The sequence below is a fragment of the Acidovorax temperans genome (assembly GCF_006716905.1).
GTDB lineage: Bacteria > Pseudomonadota > Gammaproteobacteria > Burkholderiales > Burkholderiaceae_C > Acidovorax > Acidovorax temperans.
On record NZ_VFPV01000004.1, the window covers coordinates 338,963 to 363,481 of the forward strand.

Here is a 24,519-nt window from a genome sequence, read left to right on the forward strand (position 1 = left end):
CTGCGGAACTTTGTCCCCCATCAAGGCTTGGCGCTTGATGTCTCGTCGGTCCAGCCGCCGCCGAGTGCCTTGAATAACGACACCTGGTTTTGCAACTGGCTCAACCGAACTTGCACCACGCCCTGCTGGGTGCTGAACAGAGACCGTTGCGCATCCAGCAAGTCGAGGTAGCTGGCCACGCCATTCTGGTAGCGCAGATCTGCCAGCTTGAAGCGGATGGATTCCGCTTCGGCTTGCTTGCGCTGCGCCTCCAACTGCTCTGTGAGCGAGCTTTGGCTGGCGAGCGCGTCCGCCACTTCTCTGAACGCTGTCTGGATGGCTTTTTCATACTGGGCAACGGCTACGCTGCGAGAGGCCTGTGCGCTCTCCAGATTGGCCTGATTGGCGCCCGCATCAAACAATGGCAGCAACAGTGAGGGCGCGAGGGTGAAGCCCCAGGAGCCGTTCTTGAACAGACCGGACAGTTCTCCACTCGTCGTTCCGGCTTGGGCTGTCAGTGAAATGCGTGGAAAGAAAGCGGCCCGCGCTGCACCAATGTTGGCATTGGCGGCGATCAGCTGTTGCTCTGCCTGGCGGATGTCAGGACGCTGCACGAGCAGATCGGAGGGGAGGCCCGCAGGTACGGCCTGGATGACTGGCGCTGCGTTCAGGTCACTGCGTCCCAGGGTGGCGCGGATGTCTTCGGGCAAGGGCTGCCCCAGAAGCAACGCCAGCGCATTTTCATCCAGTGCCCGCTGGCGCTGCTGCTGGGCCAGCGTGGTCCGCGCAGCTTGCGCCAAAGATTCGGCCTGCCGGTAGTCGAGCTCGGACGCAGCACCAGAATCCAGCCGCAGTTTGGTCAGGCGAACCGACTCTTCGCGGGTAGCCAGAGTGCGTCGAGACAGTTCCAGCAATTCCTCGTCGGCCAGCAAGTTCAGCCACCCGTTGGCGACGGAGCTGATCAGGCTGACCTGGGCCGCATTGCGGCCTTCTTCGGTAGCCAGGTACTGCGCAAGCGCCTGTTCCTTCAAGCTGGCCACCCTGCCGAAGAAGTCCAGCTCCCACGCCGTCACAGCCAACCCAACGCTGAAGTTGTTGGTGATGTTGCCTGTGCCGGACGCAGGTGCGCGAGAGGCGTTGGCCGCCAGTCCCACGGCTGGATATTGCGCAGCACGACGTACCTGGAACTGGGCTCGCGCTTGCTCTACGTTGAGGCTGGCAATGCGCAGGTCGCGGTTGTTGTTCAGCGCTAGCTCAATCAACTGCTGCAGCCGTGGTTCGGCAAAGTAGGTACGCCATGATGGCAGCGTGGAATGCCTTTCCGAAGCGGTCACGTTGGGGAAGCCGGTGGGTACGGGCGCGGCGGGGCGCTCGTACGTCGGGATCATGGAGCACCCCGTCAGCAGGGTGACCAGGGCCAAAGCGAGAGGCGTGATTTTCTTAGTCATGGTTTCCAATTCCGGCTTCTTCTGCGTGGCGGCGGTTCATCTCCTGCTGGCGTGCGCTGCCTTTGAACAGGCTACGCACCACCACGAAGAACACCGGAACAAAAAACACTGCCAGTACAGTGCCCGTGACCATGCCACCCAGCACACCGGTGCCGATGGCGCGCTGGCTGGCGGAGCCCGCGCCGCTGGCGATGGCCAGGGGCACGACACCCAGACCGAATGCCATCGAGGTCATGATGATGGGACGGAAACGCAGATGAGCGGCTTCCAGGGCAGACTCGATGAGCCCCTTGCCCTGTGCCTGCAGGTCTTTCGCGAATTCGATGATCAAAATGGCGTTCTTTGCCGACAAGCCGATGATCGTGATCAGGCCCACCTGGAAATAAACGTCATTGGCATAGCCGCGCATGAGGGTGGCCAGCAGAACACCCAGCACACCGAGTGGCACCACCAAGATCACCGCCAGCGGTATGGACCAGCTTTCGTACAGGGCCGCCAGGCAGAGGAACACGGCCAGGATCGCGAAGCTATAGAGAATCAGCGACTGTGAGCCTGCCAGTTTTTCTTCGCGCGACTGTCCGGTCCACTCGAAGCCAAACCCTGCCGGCAGTTGGCCAGCCAGCTTCTCCATTTCAGCCATGGCCGCGCCAGTGCTGTATCCGGGGGCAGGGCTGCCCGAGATGCGCATGGCCGGATAACCGTTGTAGCGCACCGTTTGCTGGGCACCCTTGACCCACTTGGTGGAGGCGAAGGCCGACAGTGGCACAGGCTTGCCTTGGGTATTGCTGGCGTTGAGTTTCAGCAAGTCGTCCGGCTGCATGCGCGCGGGTGCATCGGCTTGCACCACCACGCGCTGCAGGCGCCCTTGGTTGGGGAAGTCGTTGACATAGCTGGAGCCCAAAGCAGTGGACAGCGTCGAGTTGATCGCATCGAAGGTGACGCCCAGTGCGTTGGCCTTGTCGCGGTCGATGTCGATTTGCAGTTGCGGGGCATCCTCCAGCCCGTCTGGCCGCACCTGCGTCAACACCTTGCTCTGCGAGGCCATGCCCAGCAACTGGTTGCGTGCATTGACAAGTGCCTCATGGCCTGCGCCGCTGCGGTCTTGCAGTCGGAAGGTGAAGCCGCTGGCATTACCCAACTCCGGGATGGGGGGTGGGCTCAAGGGAAAGATGAATGCATCGCGAATGCCGGACAAGCCGCCAAACGCGCGGCCTGCGACCTCTTGTGCAGACTGGCCAGGGCCATGGCGTTCACTCCAGTCCTTGAGTGTCACGAAGGCCAACGCGGCGTTCTGTCCCTGGCCGGAGAAGCTGAAGCCCAGAACGCCCACCATGCTTTGCACTTCGGGCTGCTTCAGGATGAATTGCTCCACCTGTTCCATCACAGCCAGCGTTCGCTCTTGCGTGGCGCCGGGCGGGAGCTGCACGTTCACGATGATGTTGCCCTGGTCTTCGCTGGGCAGGAAAGACGTGGGCAGGCGCATGTAGACCACGGCCACAGCACCCACGATGGCTGCGTAGATCACAAGGTAGCGAACCGCACGCTTGAGCATGCGGGCCACCCAGCCTTCATAGCGCTTGGCGCCAGAGGCGAAGCTGCGATTGAACCAGCCAAAAAAGCCGCTCTTTTCGTGGTGATGGCCTGCTTCGACAGGTTTGAGCAGCGTGGCACAAAGGGCCGGCGTGAGCGACAGCGCCATGAATGCCGAGAACCCGATGGAGGCCACCATCACGGCCGAGAACTGCCGATAGATGTTGCCTGTGGAGCCCGCAAAGAAGGCCAGTGGGACGAACACCGAGATCAGCACCACGGTCACGCCGATGATGGCGCCTGAGATCTGGCGCATGGCTTTGCGCGTGGCGTCCAGCGGGGACAGCCCTTCCTCGCTCATGATGCGTTCGACGTTTTCCACCACGACGATGGCATCGTCCACGACGATACCGATCACCAGCACCATGCCGAACATGGTGAGCACGTTGATCGAGAAGCCCAGAGCCAGCAAGGTGGCGAAGGTACCCAGCAAGGCGATGGGGACCACAATGGTGGGGATGACGGTATAGCGCCAGTTCTGCAGGAACAGGAACATCACCAGGAACACCAGGGCGACGGCTTCAAGCAGCGTCTTGGCCACCTGGGTGATAGAGATATCCACGAAGCGAGAACTGTCGTAAGGAATGCTCCAGCTCATGCCTTCTGGGAAGTAGCGCGAGAGCTCGTCCATCTTGGTGCGGACTGCTTTTGCGGCCTCCAGCGCGTTCCCACTGGGCGACAGTTGGACGCCGATACCCACGGCGGGTTTCCCGTTCAGTCGAGCCGCGGTAGCGTAGGCTTGGCCGCCCAACTCCACGCGCGCCACATCCTTGAGACGAACGGTGGAGCCATCGGCGTTGGCCCGAAGAATGATGTTGGAGAATTGCTCGACGGTAGACAGCTGCCCGCTAACGACCACGGTTGCTGAGATGCCCTGGCCAGACAGGTTGGGCAGATCACCGATGGTGCCGCTGGCAACCTGCGCGTTCTGCGCCCGGATGGCGGCCGTGATCTCCGCGGTGGAGATGTTGAAGCTCAGCATCTTTGCGGGATCGATCCAGATCCGCATGGCACGCTCGGTACCGAAGAGTTGCGCTTGCCCAATGCCTTTCAGTCGCTGCAACTCTGGCACCACGTTGCGGGAAGCATAGTCACCCAGCGCGACGGTATCGGTTTCGGGGTTGCTGGACGAAAGCATCGTGAACAGCAAGAAATTGGACCGCGACTTGTCCACGCGCACGCCTTGTTGCGTGACGGTAGAAGGCAACCGCGGAGACGCGCGCGACAGGCGGTTTTGCACGTCCACTTGCGCCAAGTCGGCGTTGGTTCCGGGTTGGAAGCTCAGGGTGATGCTCCCAGAACCATCGGCCTGGGCCACAGACTCCATGTAGATGAGCCCTGGTGACCCGTTCATTTCACGCTCGATCACGGAAAGAACGCTGTCCTCCAGCGTTTGCGCAGAAGCGCCCGGGTAAGACGCATTGATAACGATCGAAGGCGGTGCAACCGGGGGATATTGCGAGATGGGCAGCTGCGTGATGGCAACGCCCCCCAGCACCATGATGAACAGTGCAATCACCCACGCGAAGATGGGGCGGTCAATAAAAAACTTGGCCATGTGTATGCCTCTCAGGGCTTAGCGGCGGATGCGTCGGCGGCAGGCGCAGGTGCTGCTGCTTGGCCCGGTGCTTGCCAAGGGACCGCTTTCACGGGCGTGCCGGGTGGAAGCATTTGCAGCTTCTGGAAGCCGTCCACCATGACTTTTTCGCCCGCCTGTAGTCCTTCGCGAACAACCCAGCGGTTGTTCTTCGCCGCGCTGATCTTGACTGCGCGCTGGCTGACTTTTCCGTCTTCAGCGACTACGTTGACGATGTCCCCTTGCTGTGTGCGTGTCACGGCCTGCTGCGGAAGGGTGATGGCATTGCTGGCCTGGGCTTGCTCCAGCTTGACCCGCAGGTACAAGCCTGGCAACAGTTCACCCTTGGGGTTGGGCACCTCGGCGCGCAAGGTGATTTGGCCTGTGGTGGAGTCCACGGTCAGGTCGGAAAACAGGAGCTTGCCAGGGTGCTCGTACTCAGTTCCATCGCTCAAGATCAGGCGCACGCTCGCTGCGTCTTTGCCCTCCGCGCGCTTGAATTGGCCGCTGGTCATGGCTTTGCGCAGCTGAAGAATGTCGTTGGCAGATTGAGTGAAGTTGACGTAGACGGGGTCAATTTGCTGGATGACAGCCAGAGGAGTTGCCTCGCCTTGACCTACCAGCGCACCTTCTGTCACAAGGGCCCGGCCGATTCGGCCTGAAATCGGTGCTGTGACCGTTGCGTAACCCAAGTTGATGCCTGCGGTACGCACCGCGGCCTTGGTCGAGGCTACGTCTGCCTGGGATTGTTTGACTGCAGCCTCTGCGTTGACGAAATCTTGCTTGCTGATCGCATTGGCTTCGACCAACGGACGGTACCGTTCCAGCTGCGCTTGCGTTTGTGCCAGGTTGGCTTCTGCCTTGGCTTGGTTGGCCTTGGCGCTGTCCAAGGCCGCCGCGTAGGGGGCTTCATCGATACGGAACAGGGTTTGTCCCGCCTTCACGTCGCTGCCCTCTTTGAACATCCGTTGCTGCAAGATGCCTGCTGCCCTGGCGCGCACTTGAGCCACCCTGGAGGCCTCCACGCGCCCCGGCAACTCGGTGACCAGACCCACATCGCCTGGAGTCGCCGTGACAGTACCCACTTCAACGGCAGGCCTCTGTCCTGCAGCGCTGGGTGCCGTTGGCGCTTCCTTGGTGCAGCCAGCCGCTATCAGCGCGGAAGCGAGCATGCCGACAACAAGCCGTGCTTGCATGCGAGGTGGATGGTGTGGTGTGGATGGCGCGTCATGCAAGCTCTTCATGGAATTCCTTTGAAGCTGGAGCGAGGGCAGGTCGATCATTTCAGAAGCCGAAGAAGATGACCACAGTAGATTGCAGTCGAACGAAAGCCCGACGGATAAGGTGCGGGATTATACATACAATCGTGAATGTATAATTGAATGGTGACCGCGGATTTTCGGGTTGCCGTTAAAGAAATGGATGGTGGAGATGGCGCGCAGGACCAAGGAAGACGCAGCTGCGACACGCAATGGATTGATTGATGCGGCCGAGCGTGTGTTTTGTGAAAAGGGCGTGTCGCGGGCTTCGTTGAGTGACATTGCCTCGGCGGCGGGGGCGACGCGCGGGGCGATCTACTGGCACTTCAAAGACAAGGTCGATCTGTTTAACGCCATGATGGATCGCGTGACGCTGCCTTTGGAGGAGGGCTGTGCTCAGTTCTCGTGTCTTGCGAGTGGCGATCCTGTGGGGCGTCTGCGTTCGGTGATGGCGTTCGTTTTGGGGGTTGTGGCATCGAATGCCCAGGCCCGGCGTGTGTTTGAAATTGCCATGTACAAAGTTGAGTATGTGGAAGAGATGGCTGCTATCCGGGATCGGCACATTGCTGCGTCGGGTGCTTTCACGGCGCAGCTTGCCAAAGACTTCGCTTTGGCGGCTGAAGTGAGTCCATTGCCGGTCTCTCTGTCTCCGCATGAGGCTGCGGTTGCTTTGCATGCTCTGTTTGATGGGCTCATTCAAAACTGGATCTTGTGCCAGGGGGCGTTTGATTTGGTGAAGGTGGGTGCGAGTGCGACCGACGCCTTTTTGTTGGGCCTGGGTCTCAAATGGTGTGATGGCGCGGTTTGATGTTCCAGTGTCGTTGTTGTTGTGTGCTTGCGTGCAATAATGTTGGGCTTGCACGTCAATTAGCGCGGCTGTAGCTCAGTGGATAGAGTATTGGCCTCCGAAGGCTATAGTCATCCGGGCTGCCAGCGGAATTTTGAGTATTGGTCTTTTTCAGCGTTGCGGCTGTAGCTCAGTGGATAGAGTATCGGCCTCCGAAGCCGAGGGTCGTGGGTTCGATCCCCGCCAGCCGCACCAAAATCAATGACTTACGTGGGTTTTCATGGCCAACGTAGCAGTCTCCCAACCTCCCCAACCCTGAAAATTGCACCTTCTGTGGGCTATTCAGTCACAGAGGCCTATGGTCGTGGTGCTGGATGCGCAGAACTTTATGGCCCATCTATGGCCCACGCGTGGCCCAGCACCAGTGTGGAGTTGGCAACTTTTAGGATTTTTTGACTATTGGCCCGTTGGCCTGTTGACGCCGACCGAAAACTGAGCCACTTTTTTGGGTGATGCCGATCCAAAACTGAGCCAGGTGTTTTACCTACCCTGCTGTTTTGTGCAGCAAGGGAATGAAGAGGGTGATCACCATGGACATGATTGGCAAGATACGGCGGATGCATCGCCGGGACAAGAAGACGAAGCGGGAGATATCGAGGGCCACGGGCCTGTCGCGCAACACGGTGGCCAAGTGGCTGGACGAGGCGCAGCCGGTCGAGCCCAAGTACCGCCGGGAGGCAGCGAAGGCGACCAAGCTGTCGGCGCACGAGGCGGAGCTCAAGCAAGCCTTGAAGGCCGATGCCAAGCGGCCCAAGAAGGAGCGGCGCACGGCCAAGGCCTTGTTCACGCAGATCAAGGCAGCGGGCTACGAAGGTGGCTACACGCGGGTGACGGACTTCATCCGCGAGTGGCGCCAAGGTGAAGGCCAACAGGCGGCCTGCAAGGCCTTCGTGCCATTGACCTTCGAGCTTGGCGAGGCCTTCCAGTTCGACTGGAGCGAAGACGGCTTGCTGGTGGGCGGGGTGTACTACCGCATGCAGGTCTCGCACATGAAGCTGTGTGCCAGTGGGGCCTTCTGGCTGGTGGCCTACCCCAGCCAAGGCCACGAGATGCTGTTCGATGCGCACACCCGCAGCTTTGCAGCGCTGGGTGGCGTGGCACGCCGTGGCATCTACGACAACATGAAGACGGCGGTCGACAAAGTCAAGAAGGGCAAAGGCCGCGTGGTCAATGCGCGCTTTGCAGCCATGTGCGCGCACTATCTGTTCGACCCTGATTTTTGCAACCGTGCCAGCGGCTGGGAGAAGGGGCGCGTGGAGAAGGATGTGCAAGACAGCCGCCGTCGCATCTGGGTGGAGGCGGGGCAACGGCGCTTTGGCAGCTTTACCGAGCTCAATGCGTGGCTGGGCGAGCGCTGCCGGGCTCTGTGGCGAGAGCTGCGCCACCCACAGCACAAAGCGTTCAGCATCGCCGAGATGCTGGAGCTGGAGCAAAGCCACCTGATGCCGATGCCGGTGGCCTTTGATGGCTATGTTGAGAACCCGGCCAAGGTGAGCAGCACCTGCCTGGTGACGGTGGCGCGCAACCGCTACTCGGTGCCCTGCGAATGGGCGGGGCAAATGGTCAGCACACACCTGTACCCGGCGCAGATCGTGGTGGTGGCCGGCGATGCTATGGTGGCCACGCACGAGCGCCTGAGCGATCGCAACCAGACCCGCTACGACTGGCAGCATTACGTGCCGCTGATCGAGCGCAAGCCGGGCGCGCTGCGCAACGGCGCGCCCTTTGCAGACCTGCCCGAGCCATTGCAGCGCATGCGCAAAGGCTTGCTGCACCAGGAGGGGGGGCGACAGGGTGATGGCGCAGGTACTGGCCGAGGTGCCCAAGCAAGGGCTGGACGCCGTGCTGGTGGCGGTGGAGTTGGCCCTGGAGAGTGCGCCGCCATCGGGGCGGGTGAGCACCGAGCACGTCATCAACGTGCTCGGCCGCCTGCAAGCGCAGCCCCTGCCCGAGACGGTTGCGACCAACCTGCAAGTGAGCCAGACACCCCTGGCCGACACGGCGCGCTATGACAGCCTGCGCGCTGGCAGCGACATGCAGGAGGCCGATCATGCGTGAGCTGGACAAGGAGTTCAAAGAGCTGCGCCTGTACGGCATGGCCGGGGCCTGGGAGGACCTGGTCAAGCAAGGCGGCCAAGCCACACTGGAGAGCTCGCGCTGGCTGCTGGAGCACCTGCTGCAAGCGGAAGTCACGGACAGGGCCATGCGCTCGGTGAGCTACCAAATGCACACGGCCAAGTTCCCCGTGCACCGCGACCTGGCGGGCTTCGACTTCGAATGCTCGCCGGTGGACAGAAAGCTCATCGAACAACTGGCCAGCATGGCGTTCACCGAGCAGGCGCACAACGTGGTGCTGGTGGGTGGCCCCGGCACGGGCAAGACGCATCTGGCCACGGCCATCGGCGTGGCGGGCATCACGCGCCATGGCTCACGCGTGCGGTTTTACTCCACGGTGGATCTGGTCAACGCACTGGAGCAGGAGAAGGCCCAAGGCAAGGCAGGCCGCATCGCAGCGAGCTTGCAGCGCATGGACCTGGTCATCCTTGATGAGCTGGGCTACCTGCCCTTCAGCCAGGCAGGCGGCGCCTTGCTGTTCCACCTGCTGAGCAAGCTCTACGAGCAGACCAGCGTGATGATCACCACCAACCTGGACTTCAAGGAATGGTCCAGCGTGTTCGGCGACGCCAAGATGACCACGGCACTGCTGGATCGACTCACGCACCACTGCCACATCGTCGAGACGGGCAACGAGTCCCACAGGTTCATGCACAGCACAGCCGTGGCCAAGAAACGCATCAAGGCACGCGAACAGGCCAAGAAGGCTGAGCCGTTCTGAGCGGTTCAAGGGCAAGCCGCTACGGGCTTCGCCCTGCGCGGCTTGCCCTCAACGGACGACCACCGAGCTCGATCACCAAGGAGACCAAAACCGACCCAAGGCACTACACTTATCCACAGCCGACCTTCACAGGTTGGCCATTAGCCCTGGCTCAAAATTCAATCGGCACGGTGGCTCAATTTTGAATCGGCGCCAACACCGTCATTCATCGGCGGCTGGACTATCCCCTGTAGAGTTCGAACAGCGACATTCCCAACGGCTCAAAAGTGTCTAGGAATACCGGGGCGATTCATTCAGCTAGTTCAGGTTCGAATGTTCTTGCGCTACAACTGGATCAAGCTGCTCAAGCAATACCTCAATGGGGTGGCGAAATTTGCGGGCCCTTATTCGCTCTACCTGACTTCTGCACGAGTAACCCGTGGCAAGAATTTCGTCATCGTTCTCTTGGTCGAGCATTGGTCCCCAGGACTGCTCAAAAATAATTTTCGATGTTTCAAGATTGCGCGCTTCATGTCCATAAGTCCCAGACATACCGCAGCACCCTATTTCTTGAACTCTGAGCTGTAGGCCGACACGATTGAATACCTGAACCCAATCGGCAGAGCTACCTACGACATTGGTCTTTTCGGTGCAGTGAGGGGCCAGGCGATAAGTGCGCGTGTGAGTGGACGGAGTTGTTTGTGGAAGTTCCTGAAGTAACCACTCTTGCGGAAGCAGCACAGACGGTACGTTACGAAGACCAGAGACTTTCAGGTACTCCTGCCGGTACACCAGTGTCATGGCGGGGTCTAAGCCAACTAATTTCACCCCGGTTTCAGCGATGGCGCTGAGTGTTTCGGAGTTTCTTATCGCGGCTCGATTGAATGCCGGAAGGAACCCTTGCACTTGAAGCGGTTTGCCATTGGGGAGAAAGGGAGCCAGGAAAACTTTGTACCCAAGGCGGGCGGCAAGCTCAACAAACTGTGCTGCCAGCGGTGTCTCGAAATACCGTGTGAATGCATCTTGGACAAATACAACGCTCTTCCGTAGCTCTTCTTTGGACATGGCCGCGAAAGCCTCTGGCGATGCGATACGGACATCCCAGGCTTTAGTTGCACTACCCCAGTCGTACTCACTGAGTAATGGGCTATCCACCATGCCCGCGTAGCGCTCCAGCAGTCGCTGCGCCGTTTTCGATGTCATGATTCCGTTGTATACCTTTGGAAGCCTTGAAAGATACGGAACGGAATACTCGAGTGAGCCTATGAGGTAGTCCTTGAGCGGGCGCAGGTAGCGTTGGTGATAGAGGGCGAGGAAGCGTGAGCGAAACTCTGGAACGCTGACCTTGACCGGGCATTGGCCTGCGCAAGACTTGCACGCCAGACATCCCGCCATGGCGTTGTAAACCTCGTGTGAGAAATCTGTATCCTTGCTGCTTTGCAGCGCACGAGAATTCTTCCATCGACTAATAAAGCTTCGGATGAAAGGGAGCTGCTGCTTTTCTGCCTCCAGCACATCAATGCCCGCAGCACCCTGAAGTCTCAACCATTCTCGAATAAGTGAAGCCCGCCCCTTTGGCGAGTGGACTCGTTCTCGAGTGGCTTTCCAAGATGGACACATGGCATCGTTAGGGTCGAAGTTGTAGCATGCCCCGTTGCCGTTGCATTTGAGGGCATTGCCATAGCTCTCCCAGACGCGCTCATCAATCTGCCGGTCGAGCTGGCCACGCATTGGAACTTCATCGACTTTCAGAAGCTGTTCTGACGATTCTTTTGGTGTCGCAATTTTCCCTGGGTTTAGCTGATTGAATGGGTCAAATACAGCTTTCAGTTCTTGAAGAGATGAGTAGAGTTCTCCAAAGAACTTAGGTGCAAACTCAGACCGCATACCTTTACCGTGCTCGCCCCAAAGCAGGCCTCCGTACTTGTGAGTGAGCTGGGCTACGCCTTCCGAGATGGGGCGAATCAACGCGGCATCTCTTTCCAACTTCATGTCCAGAATTGGGCGAACGTGTAGCACGCCAGCATCCACATGGCCAAACATCCCATATTCAAGGTTGTGGCTGTCAAGCAGAGCTCTGAACTCGGCAATGTAGTCGGCAAGGTGTTCTGGAGGGACCGCGGTGTCCTCTACGAATGGTTGAGGTCTGGCTTCACCATCAACTGCGCCGAGTAAGCCGACAGCTCGTTTGCGCATGCCATAGACAGCGCTGACGGCCTCAGAGCCCTTCGCTAAGGTATGTCCTAGCCTGGCAACGCTCTTGTCATCTTGAAGGTGGTGAATGAATCTCTCGACACGCTGAGATAGTTCCGTTGGGTCATCACCACTGAACTCGACTAGATTGATGCCGAGGGTCGTCTCATCTTCATGTTCAGGGAAATAGGTGGAGACGTTTTGCCAGACGATGTCCTTCATGGCAAGCATCAACACTTTTGAGTCCACTGTTTCAATGGAAAGTGGGTTGTGCGCCATCAATGCCTGTGCGTCGCGCAATGCCTCCATAAATTGTTGGCGCCGATTCAAAATTGAGCCACCGTGCCGATTGAATTTTGAGCCAGGGCTAATGGCCAACCTGTGAAGGTCGGCTGTGGATAAGTGTAGTGCCTTGGGTCGGTTTTGGTCTCCTTGGTGATCGAGCTCGGTGGTCGTCCGTTGAGGGCAAGCCGCGCAGGGCGAAGCCCGTAGCGGCTTGCCCTTGAACCGCTCAGAACGGCTCAGCCTTCTTGGCCTGTTCGCGTGCCTTGATGCGTTTCTTGGCCACGGCTGTGCTGTGCATGAACCTGTGGGACTCGTTGCCCGTCTCGACGATGTGGCAGTGGTGCGTGAGTCGATCCAGCAGTGCCGTGGTCATCTTGGCGTCGCCGAACACGCTGGACCATTCCTTGAAGTCCAGGTTGGTGGTGATCATCACGCTGGTCTGCTCGTAGAGCTTGCTCAGCAGGTGGAACAGCAAGGCGCCGCCTGCCTGGCTGAAGGGCAGGTAGCCCAGCTCATCAAGGATGACCAGGTCCATGCGCTGCAAGCTCGCTGCGATGCGGCCTGCCTTGCCTTGGGCCTTCTCCTGCTCCAGTGCGTTGACCAGATCCACCGTGGAGTAAAACCGCACGCGTGAGCCATGGCGCGTGATGCCCGCCACGCCGATGGCCGTGGCCAGATGCGTCTTGCCCGTGCCGGGGCCACCCACCAGCACCACGTTGTGCGCCTGCTCGGTGAACGCCATGCTGGCCAGTTGTTCGATGAGCTTTCTGTCCACCGGCGAGCATTCGAAGTCGAAGCCCGCCAGGTCGCGGTGCACGGGGAACTTGGCCGTGTGCATTTGGTAGCTCACCGAGCGCATGGCCCTGTCCGTGACTTCCGCTTGCAGCAGGTGCTCCAGCAGCCAGCGCGAGCTCTCCAGTGTGGCTTGGCCGCCTTGCTTGACCAGGTCCTCCCAGGCCCCGGCCATGCCGTACAGGCGCAGCTCTTTGAACTCCTTGTCCAGCTCACGCATGATCGGCCTCCTGCATGTCGCTGCCAGCGCGCAGGCTGTCATAGCGCGCCGTGTCGGCCAGGGGTGTCTGGCTCACTTGCAGGTTGGTCGCAACCGTCTCGGGCAGGGGCTGCGCTTGCAGGCGGCCGAGCACGTTGATGACGTGCTCGGTGCTCACCCGCCCCGATGGCGGCGCACTCTCCAGGGCCAACTCCACCGCCACCAGCACGGCGTCCAGCCCTTGCTTGGGCACCTCGGCCAGTACCTGCGCCATCACCCTGTCGCCCCCCCTCCTGGTGCAGCAAGCCTTTGCGCATGCGCTGCAATGGCTCGGGCAGGTCTGCAAAGGGCGCGCCGTTGCGCAGCGCGCCCGGCTTGCGCTCGATCAGCGGCACGTAATGCTGCCAGTCGTAGCGGGTCTGGTTGCGATCGCTCAGGCGCTCGTGCGTGGCCACCATAGCATCGCCGGCCACCACCACGATCTGCGCCGGGTACAGGTGTGTGCTGACCATTTGCCCCGCCCATTCGCAGGGCACCGAGTAGCGGTTGCGCGCCACCGTCACCAGGCAGGTGCTGCTCACCTTGGCCGGGTTCTCAACATAGCCATCAAAGGCCACCGGCATCGGCATCAGGTGGCTTTGCTCCAGCTCCAGCATCTCGGCGATGCTGAACGCTTTGTGCTGTGGGTGGCGCAGCTCTCGCCACAGAGCCCGGCAGCGCTCGCCCAGCCACGCATTGAGCTCGGTAAAGCTGCCAAAGCGCCGTTGCCCCGCCTCCACCCAGATGCGACGGCGGCTGTCTTGCACATCCTTCTCCACGCGCCCCTTCTCCCAGCCGCTGGCACGGTTGCAAAAATCAGGGTCGAACAGATAGTGCGCGCACATGGCTGCAAAGCGCGCATTGACCACGCGGCCTTTGCCCTTCTTGACTTTGTCGACCGCCGTCTTCATGTTGTCGTAGATGCCACGGCGTGCCACGCCACCCAGCGCTGCAAAGCTGCGGGTGTGCGCATCGAACAGCATCTCGTGGCCTTGGCTGGGGTAGGCCACCAGCCAGAAGGCCCCACTGGCACACAGCTTCATGTGCGAGACCTGCATGCGGTAGTACACCCCGCCCACCAGCAAGCCGTCTTCGCTCCAGTCGAACTGGAAGGCCTCGCCAAGCTCGAAGGTCAATGGCACGAAGGCCTTGCAGGCCGCCTGTTGGCCTTCACCTTGGCGCCACTCGCGGATGAAGTCCGTCACCCGCGTGTAGCCACCTTCGTAGCCCGCTGCCTTGATCTGCGTGAACAAGGCCTTGGCCGTGCGCCGCTCCTTCTTGGGCCGCTTGGCATCGGCCTTCAAGGCTTGCTTGAGCTCCGCCTCGTGCGCCGACAGCTTGGTCGCCTTCGCTGCCTCCCGGCGGTACTTGGGCTCGACCGGCTGCGCCTCGTCCAGCCACTTGGCCACCGTGTTGCGCGACAGGCCCGTGGCCCTCGATATCTCCCGCTTCGTCTTCTTGTCCCGGCGATGCATCCGCCGTATCTTGCCAATCATGTCCATGGTGATCACCCTCTTCATTCCCTTGCTGCACAAAACAGCAGGGTAGGTAAAACACCTGGCTCAGTTTTAGGTCGGCATCACACCAAAAAGTGGCTCAGTTTTCGGTCGGCGTCAACAGGTGGTGCCAAAACCGTGCCCGTTATGAAGGCGGCGCATCACAGCGCCCTTACCGTTCTCGAAGCAGGGCGTGATCTTGGCAATCGTGACGTCCCCTTCCCGAAAGTAGGTGTAGCCAGACTCCACTTCACCGATGGGCCGTGTGCGATCCAGATTCAGGGTGCCATCGTCGCCAACTGCCTCCATCGGCAAAAACGACACCTCAGTTTCCCGCAGCAGATGGCTCACTTCCGATTTAGATGGATTCAGCGTTGTTACGTTGCGTAATCGCATAACCTCCCAATGCGCCGGCACCTCCCCCAGCCACTCTACGCCCGAGTCTTTCATCGGCACGTTCGGGTCCAGCCCCTTGGTCACGGCGTGGGAGATGACGGCTTGGCACTTTTCTTGCAGCAACGCGATCAGCTTTTCCTGCTCGGCCACCAGCGCGTCGATCTTGGCAGTTTCGTGGTCGAGGAATTCGATGAGCGCAGCCTGCTCTTCGATCGGCGGAACTATCATGGGCAGGCTGGTCACATCGGCCAAACTCAGTTGAACCTTTGTTCCACCATACCCGGTCGTTTCCAGATGGGTTTTGCCCACGTGGGAAATTGCGACGTAAGCTAACCACTCCGAGAGGCATTGCTTTTTGCTAGGTCGTACTAACGCAACGTGCTGGCTCACAAAAGCCCGGCCAAGCCCTGCCGGGACGACAGCAACAGACCCCAGGTAAGCTGTGATCGAAAACAGAATGTCGTCCGCTTGAACTTGGGTTCTATCAACTTCTGCGCCATCTGGCACAACCACCCTCTGGGTATCAGACAGATCCAGACGAATGCTGTCGCGTGTCAGATTCCCAATCCGTAAGAACAGATCGCCTTCATCCGCGTAGTTCTCCGCCCAACCCCTTGCGCCACTGGTAACGAATTCAATATCGCGTTTGAGGGGCATCACGAGCCAATGCTCCGGTACCAGCCCCAGCCACTCCACCCCACTGTCCTTGTACTCCGGGTATCGCGGAAAACTCATGCCGAAAGCCCCTTGATCATTTCCAGGATGCGGTCAGTGGTCTGCTTGAGTTCTGCATCAATCTCGGACAGCGGACGCGGGGGCTTGAAAACATAGAAGTGCCGATTGAACGGGATTTCGTAGCCCACCTTGGTCTTGTCAGGGTCGATCCAAGCGTCAGGAGCGCGGGGCAAGACTTCACGCTTGAAGTAGTCGGTCACGTCTTCACTCAGGGGCACGTTCTCAGTATCACGCAGGGCGCTATCGGGCTGTGGCTTGCCCTTTTGCTTGCCCTTGAGACCCAGCACCACGTTACCCGATTCATCGCGCAGCGGGCGCTCAACAGTGATGCTGTGGTATCCGAAGGCTTCATTGTCAAAGATGCGACTGATGGGGGTGCCATCGTCTTCCTTGGCTTCCACAAAATCGCCAAAAAGGCGGGTGATGCGATCTATGTGAGCGTCGCTCAACTCCTTGCGCTTGCTGCCCAGGCTCTTGCGCATCTTCTGCCACATGCTGGATGCGTCGATCAGCTGCACCTTACCTTTACGCGCATCAGGCTTGCGGTTGCTGATGATCCAGACGTAGGTGGCAATGCCGGTGTTGTAGAACATGTCGATGGGCAGTCCGACGATTGCCTCCAACAGATCGTTTTCCAGCACGTAGCGGCGAATCTCGGATTCGCCCGAGCCCGCGCCGCCGGTAAACAGTGGTGACCCATTGAGCACGATGCCGAAGCGGCTGCCGCCCTCCTGCGTTGGACGCATCTTGGCGATCAGGTGCAGCAGGAAGAGCATGGAGCCGTCGGACACACGCGGCAGGCCCGGGCCGAAACGGCCGTTGTAGCCCTGCTGCTCGTGCTCCTTGCGTACTTCCTTCTCGACCTTCTTCCACTCCACGCCAAAGGGCGGATTGGAGAGCATGTAGTCGAACGTCTTGTGCCCGTGACCATCGTCGCTCAGCGTGTTGCCAAAAGCGATGTTGCCCACATCCTGGCCCTTGATGAGCATGTCGGCCTTGCAGATGGCATAGGACTCTGGGTTGAGCTCCTGGCCGAACACCGTTAGACGCGCCTGTGGGTTGTGCTCCGCCAGGTATTCGCCCGCCACACTGAGCATGCCGCCGGTGCCGGCCGTGGGGTCGTAAATGGTGCGGACCACGCCGGGCTTGCTGAGGATGGCGTCGTCTTCAATGAAGATGAGGTTGACCATGAGCCGGATGACTTCACGCGGGGTGAAGTGCTCCCCGGCGGTCTCGTTGCTGATTTCGGCGAACTTGCGGATCAGTTCCTCGAACACCAGGCCCATTTGCATGTTGCTGACCACCTCGGGGTGCAGGTCGATCTGGGCGAACTTCTCCGTCACCTGGTAGAGCAGCCCGGCCTTGGCCAGGCGCTCGACCTGGGTGTGGAATTCAAAGCGCTCGAACACGTCGCGCACGGCGGGCGAGAACGCCTGGACGTAGCTGTAGAGGTTCTGCGCGATGTAGTCCTGATCGCCCAGGAGCTTCTTGAGGTCCAGCGGCGAGGTGTTGAAGAAGCTCTGGCCCGCCTTGCGCAGCAGAAACGGCTCGGGGTTGACGCCCTGCGCCTGCTTGGCGGCCAGCTCGGCCAGCACGGCGGGTTTGGTCGATTCGAGCACGCAGTCAAGCCGGCGCAGCACGGTGAAGGGCAGGATGACCTTGCCGTAGTCGGATTGCTTGTAGTCACCACGCAGCAGGTCGGCCACGGACCAGATGAAGGCGGAGAGGGTTTGTTGGTTCATTGATGGTGGTTATACGCAGATCTCTGAGGCAATTTCGTGTTGTGCTGCAGGGGGACGGGGGGTCATTCTTGGACCGACGTACTGTCTGGGACGTATTCGAACAACTTACCTACCGGAACGCTGAAATAGCCGCACAAGGTGTTGATCGCATCCAGATCAACACGTGTGGCTGTCTCTTGGTAGAGCAGCGTGATCGTGTTCCTATGGAGACCAGTGTCCCGCGCAAGGTCGCTGATTTTGAGCTTTCGTTCTCCCATAAGCCTGGACAGGTGGCACTTGATCAAGACATTCTCCGTGTAGAAATATCGCCCAGAATGACAAAAAAGCATTGACAAGGGCGATTTTGCGCTCATAATGCCATTCAGGATGACAAAAAAACGCAGTGCGTGACTTTTTTGAATCCTGATTGTCCACCATCGCAAGGAGAGAGAAATGACATCGTGTACCTACCTGACTACTGACGAGTTGTCTGACCGCATCAAGTACGACGCCAGGACCATCCGGGACAGGCTCAAGGACAGCGTCCTACTTGAGGGTCGGCATTACATCCGCCCTTTCGGTGGACGCAAAACTCTCTATATCTGGGAGCACATCGAAACAGACATGACTCAGTATTCGGCCGTATGTGCAGAGGGCATACCGCTGGCCAATGGAGGTGTGATTCATGGGTAGTATCCGCCGCCTGGAAAGTAAAGGGACGCTGTTCCTGGACTTCCGATATGTGGGGCAGCGGCTGCGGGAATACACCACGTTGACCGACACCTCCGCCAACCGCAAGCGCTTGCAAAAGGTCCTGGAGCGCATCGAAGGAGAAATCGCCCTGGGCGCCTTCGACTACCAAAAAACCTTCGGCAAACCCTTGCCTGCCGTGGAGACAGACCCCCCGCAGGAGCCCATGCTTGCCGGGCCCGCATCAGGCGCATTGAAGCAGCCCCCCAGCACAACCCCGCTGTTTCACGACTTCGCCGAGGTGTGGTTCGCAGAGGCCGAGGTGACATGGCGGCGTAGCTACAACATCACGCAACGCGGCGCTCTGGACAAATACCTGATCCCCTTTTTTGGGGACAAGGAGGTCGGCCAGATCACCAAGGCAGACGTACTGGCATTTCGGGCTTCACTCGCCAAAGTTCCCGCCCGAAAGTCCAGCAACACCTTATCCAACCGACGCATCAACTCCATCATGAAGCCTTTGCGACAGATCCTCAACGAAGCAGCCGACCGCCTCGAGTTTACGTCCGCCTTTCGAAACATCAAACCCTTGAAGATGAAGCGCAGCGACGTCATGCCCTTCACGCTGGAGGACGTGCAGCGCATTCTGACCACCGTGAGAGCGGACTATCGCAACTACTTCACCGTGCGCTTTTTCACGGGGATGCGGACCGGAGAGGTGCATGGCCTCAAATGGAAGTACATCGACTTCGAGCGCCGTCTCATCCTGGTGCGTGAATCCATCGTGCTCAACGAGGAAGACGAACTCAAGACGGATGGCAGCATGCGCGACATCCAGATGAACGAGATGGTCTTCGAGGCCCTGCAGGCGCAGTTCAAGATACGGCACCCGGAATCGGAGTACGTGTTCAGCTTGCGCAGTGGCAAGCCCATCGACAACCAGAACTTTCTCAACCGGGTCTGGGCACCGCTGCTGCGTCATCTGGGGCTGGAGCACCGCAGGGCCTACCAGATGCGGCATACGGCGGCCACGCTGTGGCTCGCTGCCGGGGAAGCACCGGAATGGATTGCGCGCCAGCTGGGTCATACCAGCACCGAAATGCTGTTTCGTGTGTACAGCCGGTATGTGCCCAACCTGACGCGCCGGGACGGATCTGCCATGGAGCGCTTGCTCAAGCAGCACATCTCGTTGGCGCCCGTCACGGGGAACGTGACCCCCGTGATCCTGGCGCTTGAGGCCTCGGCGGCAGTGGCAACCACGACCTGACCACCACGCTTTTTTGAACCCACGCCCAACGCCCAACGCCCAACGCCCAACGCCCAACGCCCAACGCCCAACGCGCAGGGCAGGGCGCAGCCTTGCCTGCGCCCACCCTGCAAACCCGATTTTCCGAATCTGCACCTCGAGTGCTAAGGAGTGCCATATGAACCCGTCCCTTCACCTACATCAAAGCCGCAGTCCCATCGTCGTGCATACGCTGATGCTGCAGCGCATGTCGCATCAATCCTTCGACGCGGTCACGCAATACCGCGAAGAAATCCATGCCCGTATGCCCCATGCTGCACAGGGCGTGCTGAACGCATTCATGCGCGATCTGTTCAGCGACGATGACCTGGTACGTGCCTATCTGCATCCCGTGGCAACGCCTGTGGGACAGCCAGCGACCACGCCCCTGGACCTGTGCGAGCGCGCGGCAAACCAGGCGGGCCGCTATCCGGGACTGATGCACCGCCACGAAAGAGAGCTGGCAGCCGTTGCAGCCTTTGTGCAGTCCTGTGGCTACTACTGGTGTGTCCACCAACAAGCCACGGGGCAGCACTCTGCTCAGGGCGCTCACACCATGCGCTCCTGTCGCAGCCGCATAGCCGCAGCTCACAAGGCGTTCCTGGCGGAGCCTCTCAGGCAACTGCGCCGCAGCCATGCGGATCTGGGCAGCACATTTACCCAGGTGCTGGGCATCGACCAGGACGACGCAGCGGACCCGCAGCAGGTAGCACGCATACAGGCTGCGCTTGGCAGTGCGATCATGCAAATGCCGTAGCAATCAATGAAGGAGTGGAAATGAGAGTTCATGAGTTGAAGTCGACACCAGTGCTCGCGAAACTCATCTGTGACCGCTGTGGAGCGCAGGCGCGACACGATGAAGGCGACGGCCTGAACAACTTCCTGCAGCTGGGGTTCGATGCAGGCTGGGGATCATTCCTGGGGGATGGAACGCGGGTGGATATCGATCTTTGCCACAGCTGCCTGAAGGAAACGCTGGGCCCCTGGCTGCGCCTGTCGACATCTGCCTGGGCCTCCGCCCCCGCCCCCGAGGCGTGACAACGGCATCAGATGACAACAATAGAGAGTCAAACCACGGGGCGTGCTGCGCTTGCGCTCCCCCCAATCCGCCGCGCATGGGTGGATCGGTTCTGCAGGAGATCCGTTTGGTAGTTCTCTACAAGATGAAAGGAAATGCACCATGGGCGGCTTGATCACCTTGTTCCTGATCGGTAGCGTGATTACCGGGTTTGCCATGTACGTCGCCACGCGTGAAACGCAACCCAGCCTCAGCGCTGCCAACTACACGCTGGAGTGCACACGGGACGGTGACGGAAGGTTTCTGGCCGAGATGGTCCCGGAGGTGCCGGGCGCACGGGCCTGGGGAGCCACGGCCGAGGAGGCCATGGCGAAAGCACAGGCCATAGCCCTCAGAATTCTGGCGCAGCGGCTGGAGCAAGGCGAGGTCAAGGCGCGCAGCATCCGCATCGAACTGCGAGCGCTTGCAAAAGCGGCGAATGCCCCAGCCGAAGAACTTAGCCGCTAGTGACCTGCAAGCAGTTTGGCGGATATCGTTATGAAATTCTGTGCGGAGGTCGTGCTATGAGTATGAGCTTGCTGGACGTTCTGTCCATTGCTGTGCTTGTCGGATTCGTTGTTCTCGGGCTTCTTCACTATCGGCTTGATAGGAAGAGAGCAAAAACCGATAAGCACTGAGAGGGTTCAATCCCTCCTGGCAAGAACTGCAAATGACCGACGCGTGCAGAAAATGCACCCCTCAATCTCCGCATAGACATGGGTGATTAAACGTATATCTGGCAGGCCAGCGACTGGCCAACCTGGCGCTTTGATCTGGCCGCCCCGGCCAAGACCTTGGCCGAGGCCAGTCGCACCCAAGGTCTGTTGATACGTCAACCGGCCGACGTCGGCATGGTGCTGTGCGACTAATTCAACCTGTTGGGGGTGTCGCGCCGCGGCTTCGTCAAAAAGTCGCTGGAGAATTTACCCACAAGATGCGCGCCATCCCAGTGCCTATATTGGAATAACCGTGCGGAACCTGGCTGGAGAATGTGAATACGTCCCCCGCGTGTACGACAAAACGTTCATCAGCGAGTTGCAACTCCACCGAGCCATCCAGCACGTAACCCATCTCTTCGCCCATGTGCTCAATCTGTCCGTCACTGGATTGACCGGGTTCCATGATGTGGATGTTGGCCTGCAGCAACCCGCCCCGTTGCGGCAATACCAACCGCTCGAGTGCTATACCCCCAGTGCGGATCACAGGTCGTGCACCGGCCCGAAATATCGGACCGGCGTTGGGTGTGCCCTCTGAGGTCAACGCTGCGATGTTGGTGTCCAGCGCCACTGCCAGCCGGTGTAGCATTGCCAGTGATGGGGTGGCAGAGCCTCGCTCAATCTTGGAGATCAGGCTTTCCGAGCATTCTGCTTTGCGCGCAAGCTCAAGAAGCGTGTAGCCTGCCACCAACCGTGCATGCCGTAGTCGTATGCCCAACATGCTGGTGGGGCTGAGGCGGTCTTTCGACGGGGCGGGCTGCACGGAATCGGCGTTGATCGTCACGGGGTCTCCATCCGGTTGTGGTTATGGTTCTTGATTTGCCAGATCAGTCACAGTGTAGGCGAGTGCCTGCACGCCCAGGAGCAGATCACGCGGATCAGTGGCTTCAGCCGCGTTGTGACTTATGCCCTTGATGCTGGGCACGAAGATCATCGCCGTGGGGCAATGGTCGGCAAGGTACATCGCATCATGAAATGCGCCCGAGGTGATGGTCATCGGTGCGGGCAGACCTGCATGTGTGCACGCACGTTCGGCTGCGATCTGGATGAGGTCCAGCATGGGGCGGGGAAAATGGGTCGGTGCGCGCTGGAAGAATCGCTCGAGAGACACCGAATTATTCGACTCGGCGGCTAGGCCACGCAGGAACGCTTCGAAACGGTCGAGCACGCTGTCGGTAAGGCAGCGCATGTCGACGGTGAAATCGACACGGCCTGGAATCGTGTTGACGGAATTGGGGGTGACCTGCCAGCGGCCCAGCGTCAGGCGCAATTGGTTGGCAGTCTCCGCTGCAGCAAAGTCGTAGAGCTTCTGTGCCAGCGCCACGGCAGCTGCCATGGCATCGCGGCGCTCATCCATGGGGGTGGTCCCAGCATGCGCCATTGACCCATGGCATGTCACACTGAACCAGCGTACCGCCTGGATGCCCGTCACCACGCCCAGTGGAATGCCTGCCCGCTCCAGCACTGGGCCTTGTTCAATGTGGAGTTCGACGCAAGCGGACATTGGGCGTTGCATCGCGCAGCGCGGAACGTCGGGCGTGGAATCCAACGCCGCCTGCAATGCCTCGGAGAACCGTACCTTGTTCTGATCCACTGCATCCAGATAACCCGTCAAACACGAAGGATCGACGAAGGCGCTGGAGCCCATGGCGCCGGGACCGAAGCGGCTGCCTTCTTCGTTGGTCCAGGCCACGACCTCGATGGGCCGCAGGGTATTGATGCCTGCGTCGTTAAGCGCGGCGATGACTTCAAGGCCTGCCACCACGCCGTACGCGCCATCGAGTTTGCCGCCTACGGGTTGGGTATCCCCGTGGCTTCCAGTCAACACGGCAGGCAGGTCATTGCGCTGACCGGGCCGGCGGAAAAACAGGTTGGCACAGTCGTCGACCATGACTTCGCACCCCAGGGCGCGGGCTTGGTCAATCAAATAGCGGCGCGATGCCAGATCAATGTCCGTGAGCGTCTCACGCGAAACACCGCCGTCCGCACGACCACCAAAGGTCGCCAACGAAGCGATGAATGCTTGCAAGCGCTTGTTGTTGACGGAGTCTTGAGCCAGCGCTGCCGCTGACGAAGAGAGTTGCTGGTTCACTATGGTTACCTGAAATTGTTATGCCAAGCTGCGTTCCAGCGCATGAGCGGCAGCGAGGACTTGGGCGTCGTGGAAGGTGCGTCCAACCAGCGTCACGCCAATTGGCATCCCGTCCTGTCCGGTACCTACCGGAACATGAACGCATGGATTTCCCAGCAGGGACCACATACGGTTGAACACCGGGTCTCCCGTGGCTTGCAACCCTGCGGGCGCCGTGCCCTCAGTGCTGGGCGCCAGCATGACGTCGAACTGCTCGAACATGGTGTTCAGGGCATTGCGCGCCTGTCGGGCCTGGGCGAGCGCTGAAAAGAAGCGGTTGCCGTCAATGCGCAGACCGTTGACCAGTACGGCCGCGAAAGCCGGGCTGAAACGATCCGCTGCCGTGCGCAATTCGGGCGCGAAGGCTGCAGCAGCCTCGTAACCCATGATGTCGATTTGCGCGTCGTTCAGCGGTGCGAAATGAGAGGGCAGGGCTATGTCGCTAACGCGCGCGCCATGTAGCTCGAATAGGCGGCTCGCCGTTGCCATGGCCTGCCGTGTGTCTTCACTCGCCCGGTCCCAATACGGCGTGTGACACAGGCCTACACGCAAGCGGGCCGTTGGCTGGGGATCCAGCGGCAGGCGCGCCAGTATCCCTACGAAAAACGCGGCGTCGTCCACGGTGCGCGCCAGAGCACCCACCGTGTCCAGACTGGGGGACAGTGGTTTGATGCCGGCCAGAGGCAGTGTGCCGTGCGTGGGCTTATAGCCCACCACACCGCAATAGGCAGCAGGCCGGACGATTGAACCTGCCGTCTGTGTACCAAACGCTACGGGCACCATGCCCGCCGCAACAGCGGCTGCGGACCCGCTTGATGACCCGCCTGGGGTTCGGGTGGTGGACACGGTACTGCGGGGATTGCGTGTGGGGCCAGGTTGGAACGTGGCAAATTCCGTCGTGACGGTCTTGCCCATGACGATGGCCCCTGCGCTCCGGGATGCGGCCACGCAACCCGCATCCACGGCAGGGCGGTGCCCCGTATAGATGGCTGAGCCATACGTGGTGGGCATGTCGCTCGTATCCATCAGGTCTTTCACCCCGACGGGCAGTCCGTAAAGGGAGCCGCTTGCCGTTCCTGAATCCAGTGCGCGGGCCTGTGCCCGCGCCTGCGCGGGGTCAAAGTGTTGCCACGCCTGGATGTCAGGCTCGATGGCGTTGATGCGCTCTATGAACGCTTCCACAGCGGCCAGCACCGGTATTTCACGGCGGGCAAGGCGCGTGACGAGTTCGCGCGCGGACCAGCGAAGACATTCGTTCATTGCGTGCTCC

General features: G+C 60.1%; 18 protein-coding genes, 1 tRNA gene and 3 pseudogenes. 10 read left to right on the top strand and 12 right to left on the bottom strand.

The genetic code is table 11. The features are described from left to right. Window positions 1-20: 20 nt before the first annotated feature. From BDD18_RS20170 to BDD18_RS20180, 3 genes are read right to left on the bottom strand one after another with little or no spacing between them, the layout of a single operon-like run. Window positions 21-1,427, bottom strand: a complete 1,407-nt coding sequence (locus BDD18_RS20170; RefSeq protein WP_142085471.1) for an efflux transporter outer membrane subunit — start codon at window positions 1,425-1,427, stop codon at window positions 21-23. Beyond that, window positions 1,420-4,575, bottom strand: coding sequence for an efflux RND transporter permease subunit (locus tag BDD18_RS20175; protein ID WP_066691835.1), 3,156 nt, complete (start codon window positions 4,573-4,575; stop codon window positions 1,420-1,422). The genes BDD18_RS20170 and BDD18_RS20175 overlap by 8 nt, the downstream gene beginning before the upstream one ends. An 11-nt stretch (window positions 4,576-4,586) precedes the next feature. After that, window positions 4,587-5,837 carry an efflux RND transporter periplasmic adaptor subunit gene (locus BDD18_RS20180; RefSeq protein WP_142085474.1) on the bottom strand — a complete coding sequence of 417 codons (1,251 nt, stop codon included), beginning with the start codon at window positions 5,835-5,837 and terminating at the stop codon, window positions 4,587-4,589. A 187-nt stretch (window positions 5,838-6,024) separates the two neighbouring features. On the opposite strand from BDD18_RS20180, the gene BDD18_RS20185 reads away from it, so the two are divergent. The 4 genes and pseudogenes from BDD18_RS20185 to istB (BDD18_RS20200) all read left to right on the top strand — a co-directional run bounded on the left by BDD18_RS20185 (window position 6,025) and on the right by istB (BDD18_RS20200) (window position 9,535). After that, window positions 6,025-6,660 (top strand): TetR family transcriptional regulator, encoded by a 636-nt coding sequence (locus tag BDD18_RS20185; RefSeq protein WP_142085704.1) that lies wholly within the window; start codon window positions 6,025-6,027, stop codon window positions 6,658-6,660. Window positions 6,661-6,818: 158 nt separating this feature from the next. Beyond that, window positions 6,819-6,894, top strand: a tRNA-Arg gene (locus BDD18_RS20190). Between the two features lie 335 nt (window positions 6,895-7,229). After that, window positions 7,230-8,757: pseudogene (gene istA / locus BDD18_RS20195) on the top strand (IS21 family transposase). After that, window positions 8,750-9,535 (top strand): IS21-like element helper ATPase IstB, encoded by a 786-nt coding sequence (gene istB / locus BDD18_RS20200; protein WP_211360844.1) that lies wholly within the window; start codon window positions 8,750-8,752, stop codon window positions 9,533-9,535. Before istA (BDD18_RS20195) ends, istB (BDD18_RS20200) begins: the two are co-directional and overlap by 8 nt. A gap of 297 nt (window positions 9,536-9,832) precedes the next feature. On the opposite strand, the pseudogene BDD18_RS20205 reads toward istB (BDD18_RS20200), so the two are convergent. The 6 genes and pseudogenes from BDD18_RS20205 to BDD18_RS20230 form a co-directional block, all read right to left on the bottom strand. Then, window positions 9,833-12,019: pseudogene (locus BDD18_RS20205) on the bottom strand (FAD-linked oxidase C-terminal domain-containing protein); the annotation flags it as partial. 199 nt (window positions 12,020-12,218) lie between these two features. Next, window positions 12,219-13,004 (bottom strand): IS21-like element helper ATPase IstB, encoded by a 786-nt coding sequence (gene istB / locus BDD18_RS20210; RefSeq protein WP_211360844.1) that lies wholly within the window; start codon window positions 13,002-13,004, stop codon window positions 12,219-12,221. Continuing rightward, window positions 12,997-14,524: pseudogene (gene istA, locus BDD18_RS20215) on the bottom strand (IS21 family transposase). Before istA (BDD18_RS20215) ends, istB (BDD18_RS20210) begins: the two are co-directional and overlap by 8 nt. 111 nt (window positions 14,525-14,635) lie before the next feature. Further along, window positions 14,636-15,571, bottom strand: coding sequence for a restriction endonuclease subunit S (locus BDD18_RS20220; RefSeq protein WP_170207435.1), 936 nt, complete (start codon window positions 15,569-15,571; stop codon window positions 14,636-14,638). A 74-nt stretch (window positions 15,572-15,645) separates the two neighbouring features. Continuing rightward, the gene (locus BDD18_RS20225) at window positions 15,646-17,391 is read right to left on the bottom strand and encodes a type I restriction-modification system subunit M (protein ID WP_142085478.1); all 1,746 of its coding nucleotides are present in this window, start codon (window positions 17,389-17,391) and stop codon (window positions 15,646-15,648) included. 62 nt (window positions 17,392-17,453) lie between these two features. Beyond that, entirely contained in the window at window positions 17,454-17,744 is a 291-nt protein-coding gene (locus BDD18_RS20230; protein WP_338071835.1) for a helix-turn-helix domain-containing protein, read from the bottom strand. A gap of 79 nt (window positions 17,745-17,823) precedes the next feature. Between BDD18_RS20230 and BDD18_RS22620 the strand changes: the two genes are divergently transcribed. The 6 genes from BDD18_RS22620 (at window position 17,824) to BDD18_RS23005 (ending at window position 21,271) form a co-directional block, all read left to right on the top strand. Further along, window positions 17,824-18,063 carry a hypothetical protein gene (locus BDD18_RS22620; RefSeq protein ID WP_026437435.1) on the top strand — a complete coding sequence of 80 codons (240 nt, stop codon included), beginning with the start codon at window positions 17,824-17,826 and terminating at the stop codon, window positions 18,061-18,063. Beyond that, window positions 18,056-19,327, top strand: coding sequence for a site-specific integrase (locus tag BDD18_RS20240; RefSeq protein ID WP_142085482.1), 1,272 nt, complete (start codon window positions 18,056-18,058; stop codon window positions 19,325-19,327). Before BDD18_RS22620 ends, BDD18_RS20240 begins: the two co-directional genes overlap by 8 nt. A gap of 157 nt (window positions 19,328-19,484) precedes the next feature. Further along, window positions 19,485-20,102, top strand: coding sequence for a hypothetical protein (locus BDD18_RS20250; protein ID WP_142085484.1), 618 nt, complete (start codon window positions 19,485-19,487; stop codon window positions 20,100-20,102). A gap of 50 nt (window positions 20,103-20,152) precedes the next feature. Continuing rightward, on the top strand, window positions 20,153-20,383 hold the full coding sequence (locus BDD18_RS20255; RefSeq protein ID WP_142085486.1) for a hypothetical protein: 231 nt from the start codon (window positions 20,153-20,155) through the stop codon (window positions 20,381-20,383). A gap of 142 nt (window positions 20,384-20,525) precedes the next feature. Then, window positions 20,526-20,870 carry a type II toxin-antitoxin system HicB family antitoxin gene (locus BDD18_RS20260; RefSeq protein ID WP_211360846.1) on the top strand — a complete coding sequence of 115 codons (345 nt, stop codon included), beginning with the start codon at window positions 20,526-20,528 and terminating at the stop codon, window positions 20,868-20,870. A gap of 266 nt (window positions 20,871-21,136) precedes the next feature. Continuing rightward, window positions 21,137-21,271, top strand: a complete 135-nt coding sequence (locus tag BDD18_RS23005; protein WP_211360855.1) for a DUF4172 domain-containing protein — start codon at window positions 21,137-21,139, stop codon at window positions 21,269-21,271. 34 nt (window positions 21,272-21,305) lie between these two features. Here BDD18_RS23005 and BDD18_RS20270 read toward each other — a convergent pair whose 3' ends face one another. The 3 genes from BDD18_RS20270 to BDD18_RS20280 form a co-directional block, all read right to left on the bottom strand. Next, a complete protein-coding gene (locus BDD18_RS20270) occupies window positions 21,306-21,839 on the bottom strand; it encodes a helix-turn-helix domain-containing protein (protein ID WP_142085712.1) in 534 nt (177 codons plus the stop codon). An 84-nt stretch (window positions 21,840-21,923) separates the two neighbouring features. Beyond that, a complete protein-coding gene (locus tag BDD18_RS20275) occupies window positions 21,924-23,210 on the bottom strand; it encodes a M20 family metallo-hydrolase (RefSeq protein ID WP_142085488.1) in 1,287 nt (428 codons plus the stop codon). Window positions 23,211-23,228: 18 nt separating this feature from the next. Further along, window positions 23,229-24,509, bottom strand: a complete 1,281-nt coding sequence (locus BDD18_RS20280) for an amidase (protein WP_142085490.1) — start codon at window positions 24,507-24,509, stop codon at window positions 23,229-23,231. Window positions 24,510-24,519 lie beyond the last annotated feature (10 nt).

Coding starts and splice junctions, on each gene's coding strand:
- BDD18_RS20170 (WP_142085471.1), bottom strand. CDS start 1,427: ATGACTAAGAAAATCACGCCTCTCGCTTTGGCCCTGGTCACCCTGCTG.
- BDD18_RS20175 (WP_066691835.1), bottom strand. CDS start 4,575: ATGGCCAAGTTTTTTATTGACCGCCCCATCTTCGCGTGGGTGATTGCA.
- BDD18_RS20180 (WP_142085474.1), bottom strand. CDS start 5,837: ATGAAGAGCTTGCATGACGCGCCATCCACACCACACCATCCACCTCGC.
- BDD18_RS20185 (WP_142085704.1), top strand. CDS start 6,025: ATGGCGCGCAGGACCAAGGAAGACGCAGCTGCGACACGCAATGGATTG.
- istB (WP_211360844.1), top strand. CDS start 8,750: ATGCGTGAGCTGGACAAGGAGTTCAAAGAGCTGCGCCTGTACGGCATG.
- istB (WP_211360844.1), bottom strand. CDS start 13,004: ATGCGTGAGCTGGACAAGGAGTTCAAAGAGCTGCGCCTGTACGGCATG.
- BDD18_RS20220 (WP_170207435.1), bottom strand. CDS start 15,571: ATGCCCCTCAAACGCGATATTGAATTCGTTACCAGTGGCGCAAGGGGT.
- BDD18_RS20225 (WP_142085478.1), bottom strand. CDS start 17,391: ATGAACCAACAAACCCTCTCCGCCTTCATCTGGTCCGTGGCCGACCTG.
- BDD18_RS20230 (WP_338071835.1), bottom strand. CDS start 17,744: ATGAGCGCAAAATCGCCCTTGTCAATGCTTTTTTGTCATTCTGGGCGA.
- BDD18_RS22620 (WP_026437435.1), top strand. CDS start 17,824: ATGACATCGTGTACCTACCTGACTACTGACGAGTTGTCTGACCGCATC.
- BDD18_RS20240 (WP_142085482.1), top strand. CDS start 18,056: ATGGGTAGTATCCGCCGCCTGGAAAGTAAAGGGACGCTGTTCCTGGAC.
- BDD18_RS20250 (WP_142085484.1), top strand. CDS start 19,485: ATGAACCCGTCCCTTCACCTACATCAAAGCCGCAGTCCCATCGTCGTG.
- BDD18_RS20260 (WP_211360846.1), top strand. CDS start 20,526: ATGGGCGGCTTGATCACCTTGTTCCTGATCGGTAGCGTGATTACCGGG.
- BDD18_RS20270 (WP_142085712.1), bottom strand. CDS start 21,839: ATGTTGGGCATACGACTACGGCATGCACGGTTGGTGGCAGGCTACACG.
- BDD18_RS20280 (WP_142085490.1), bottom strand. CDS start 24,509: ATGAACGAATGTCTTCGCTGGTCCGCGCGCGAACTCGTCACGCGCCTT.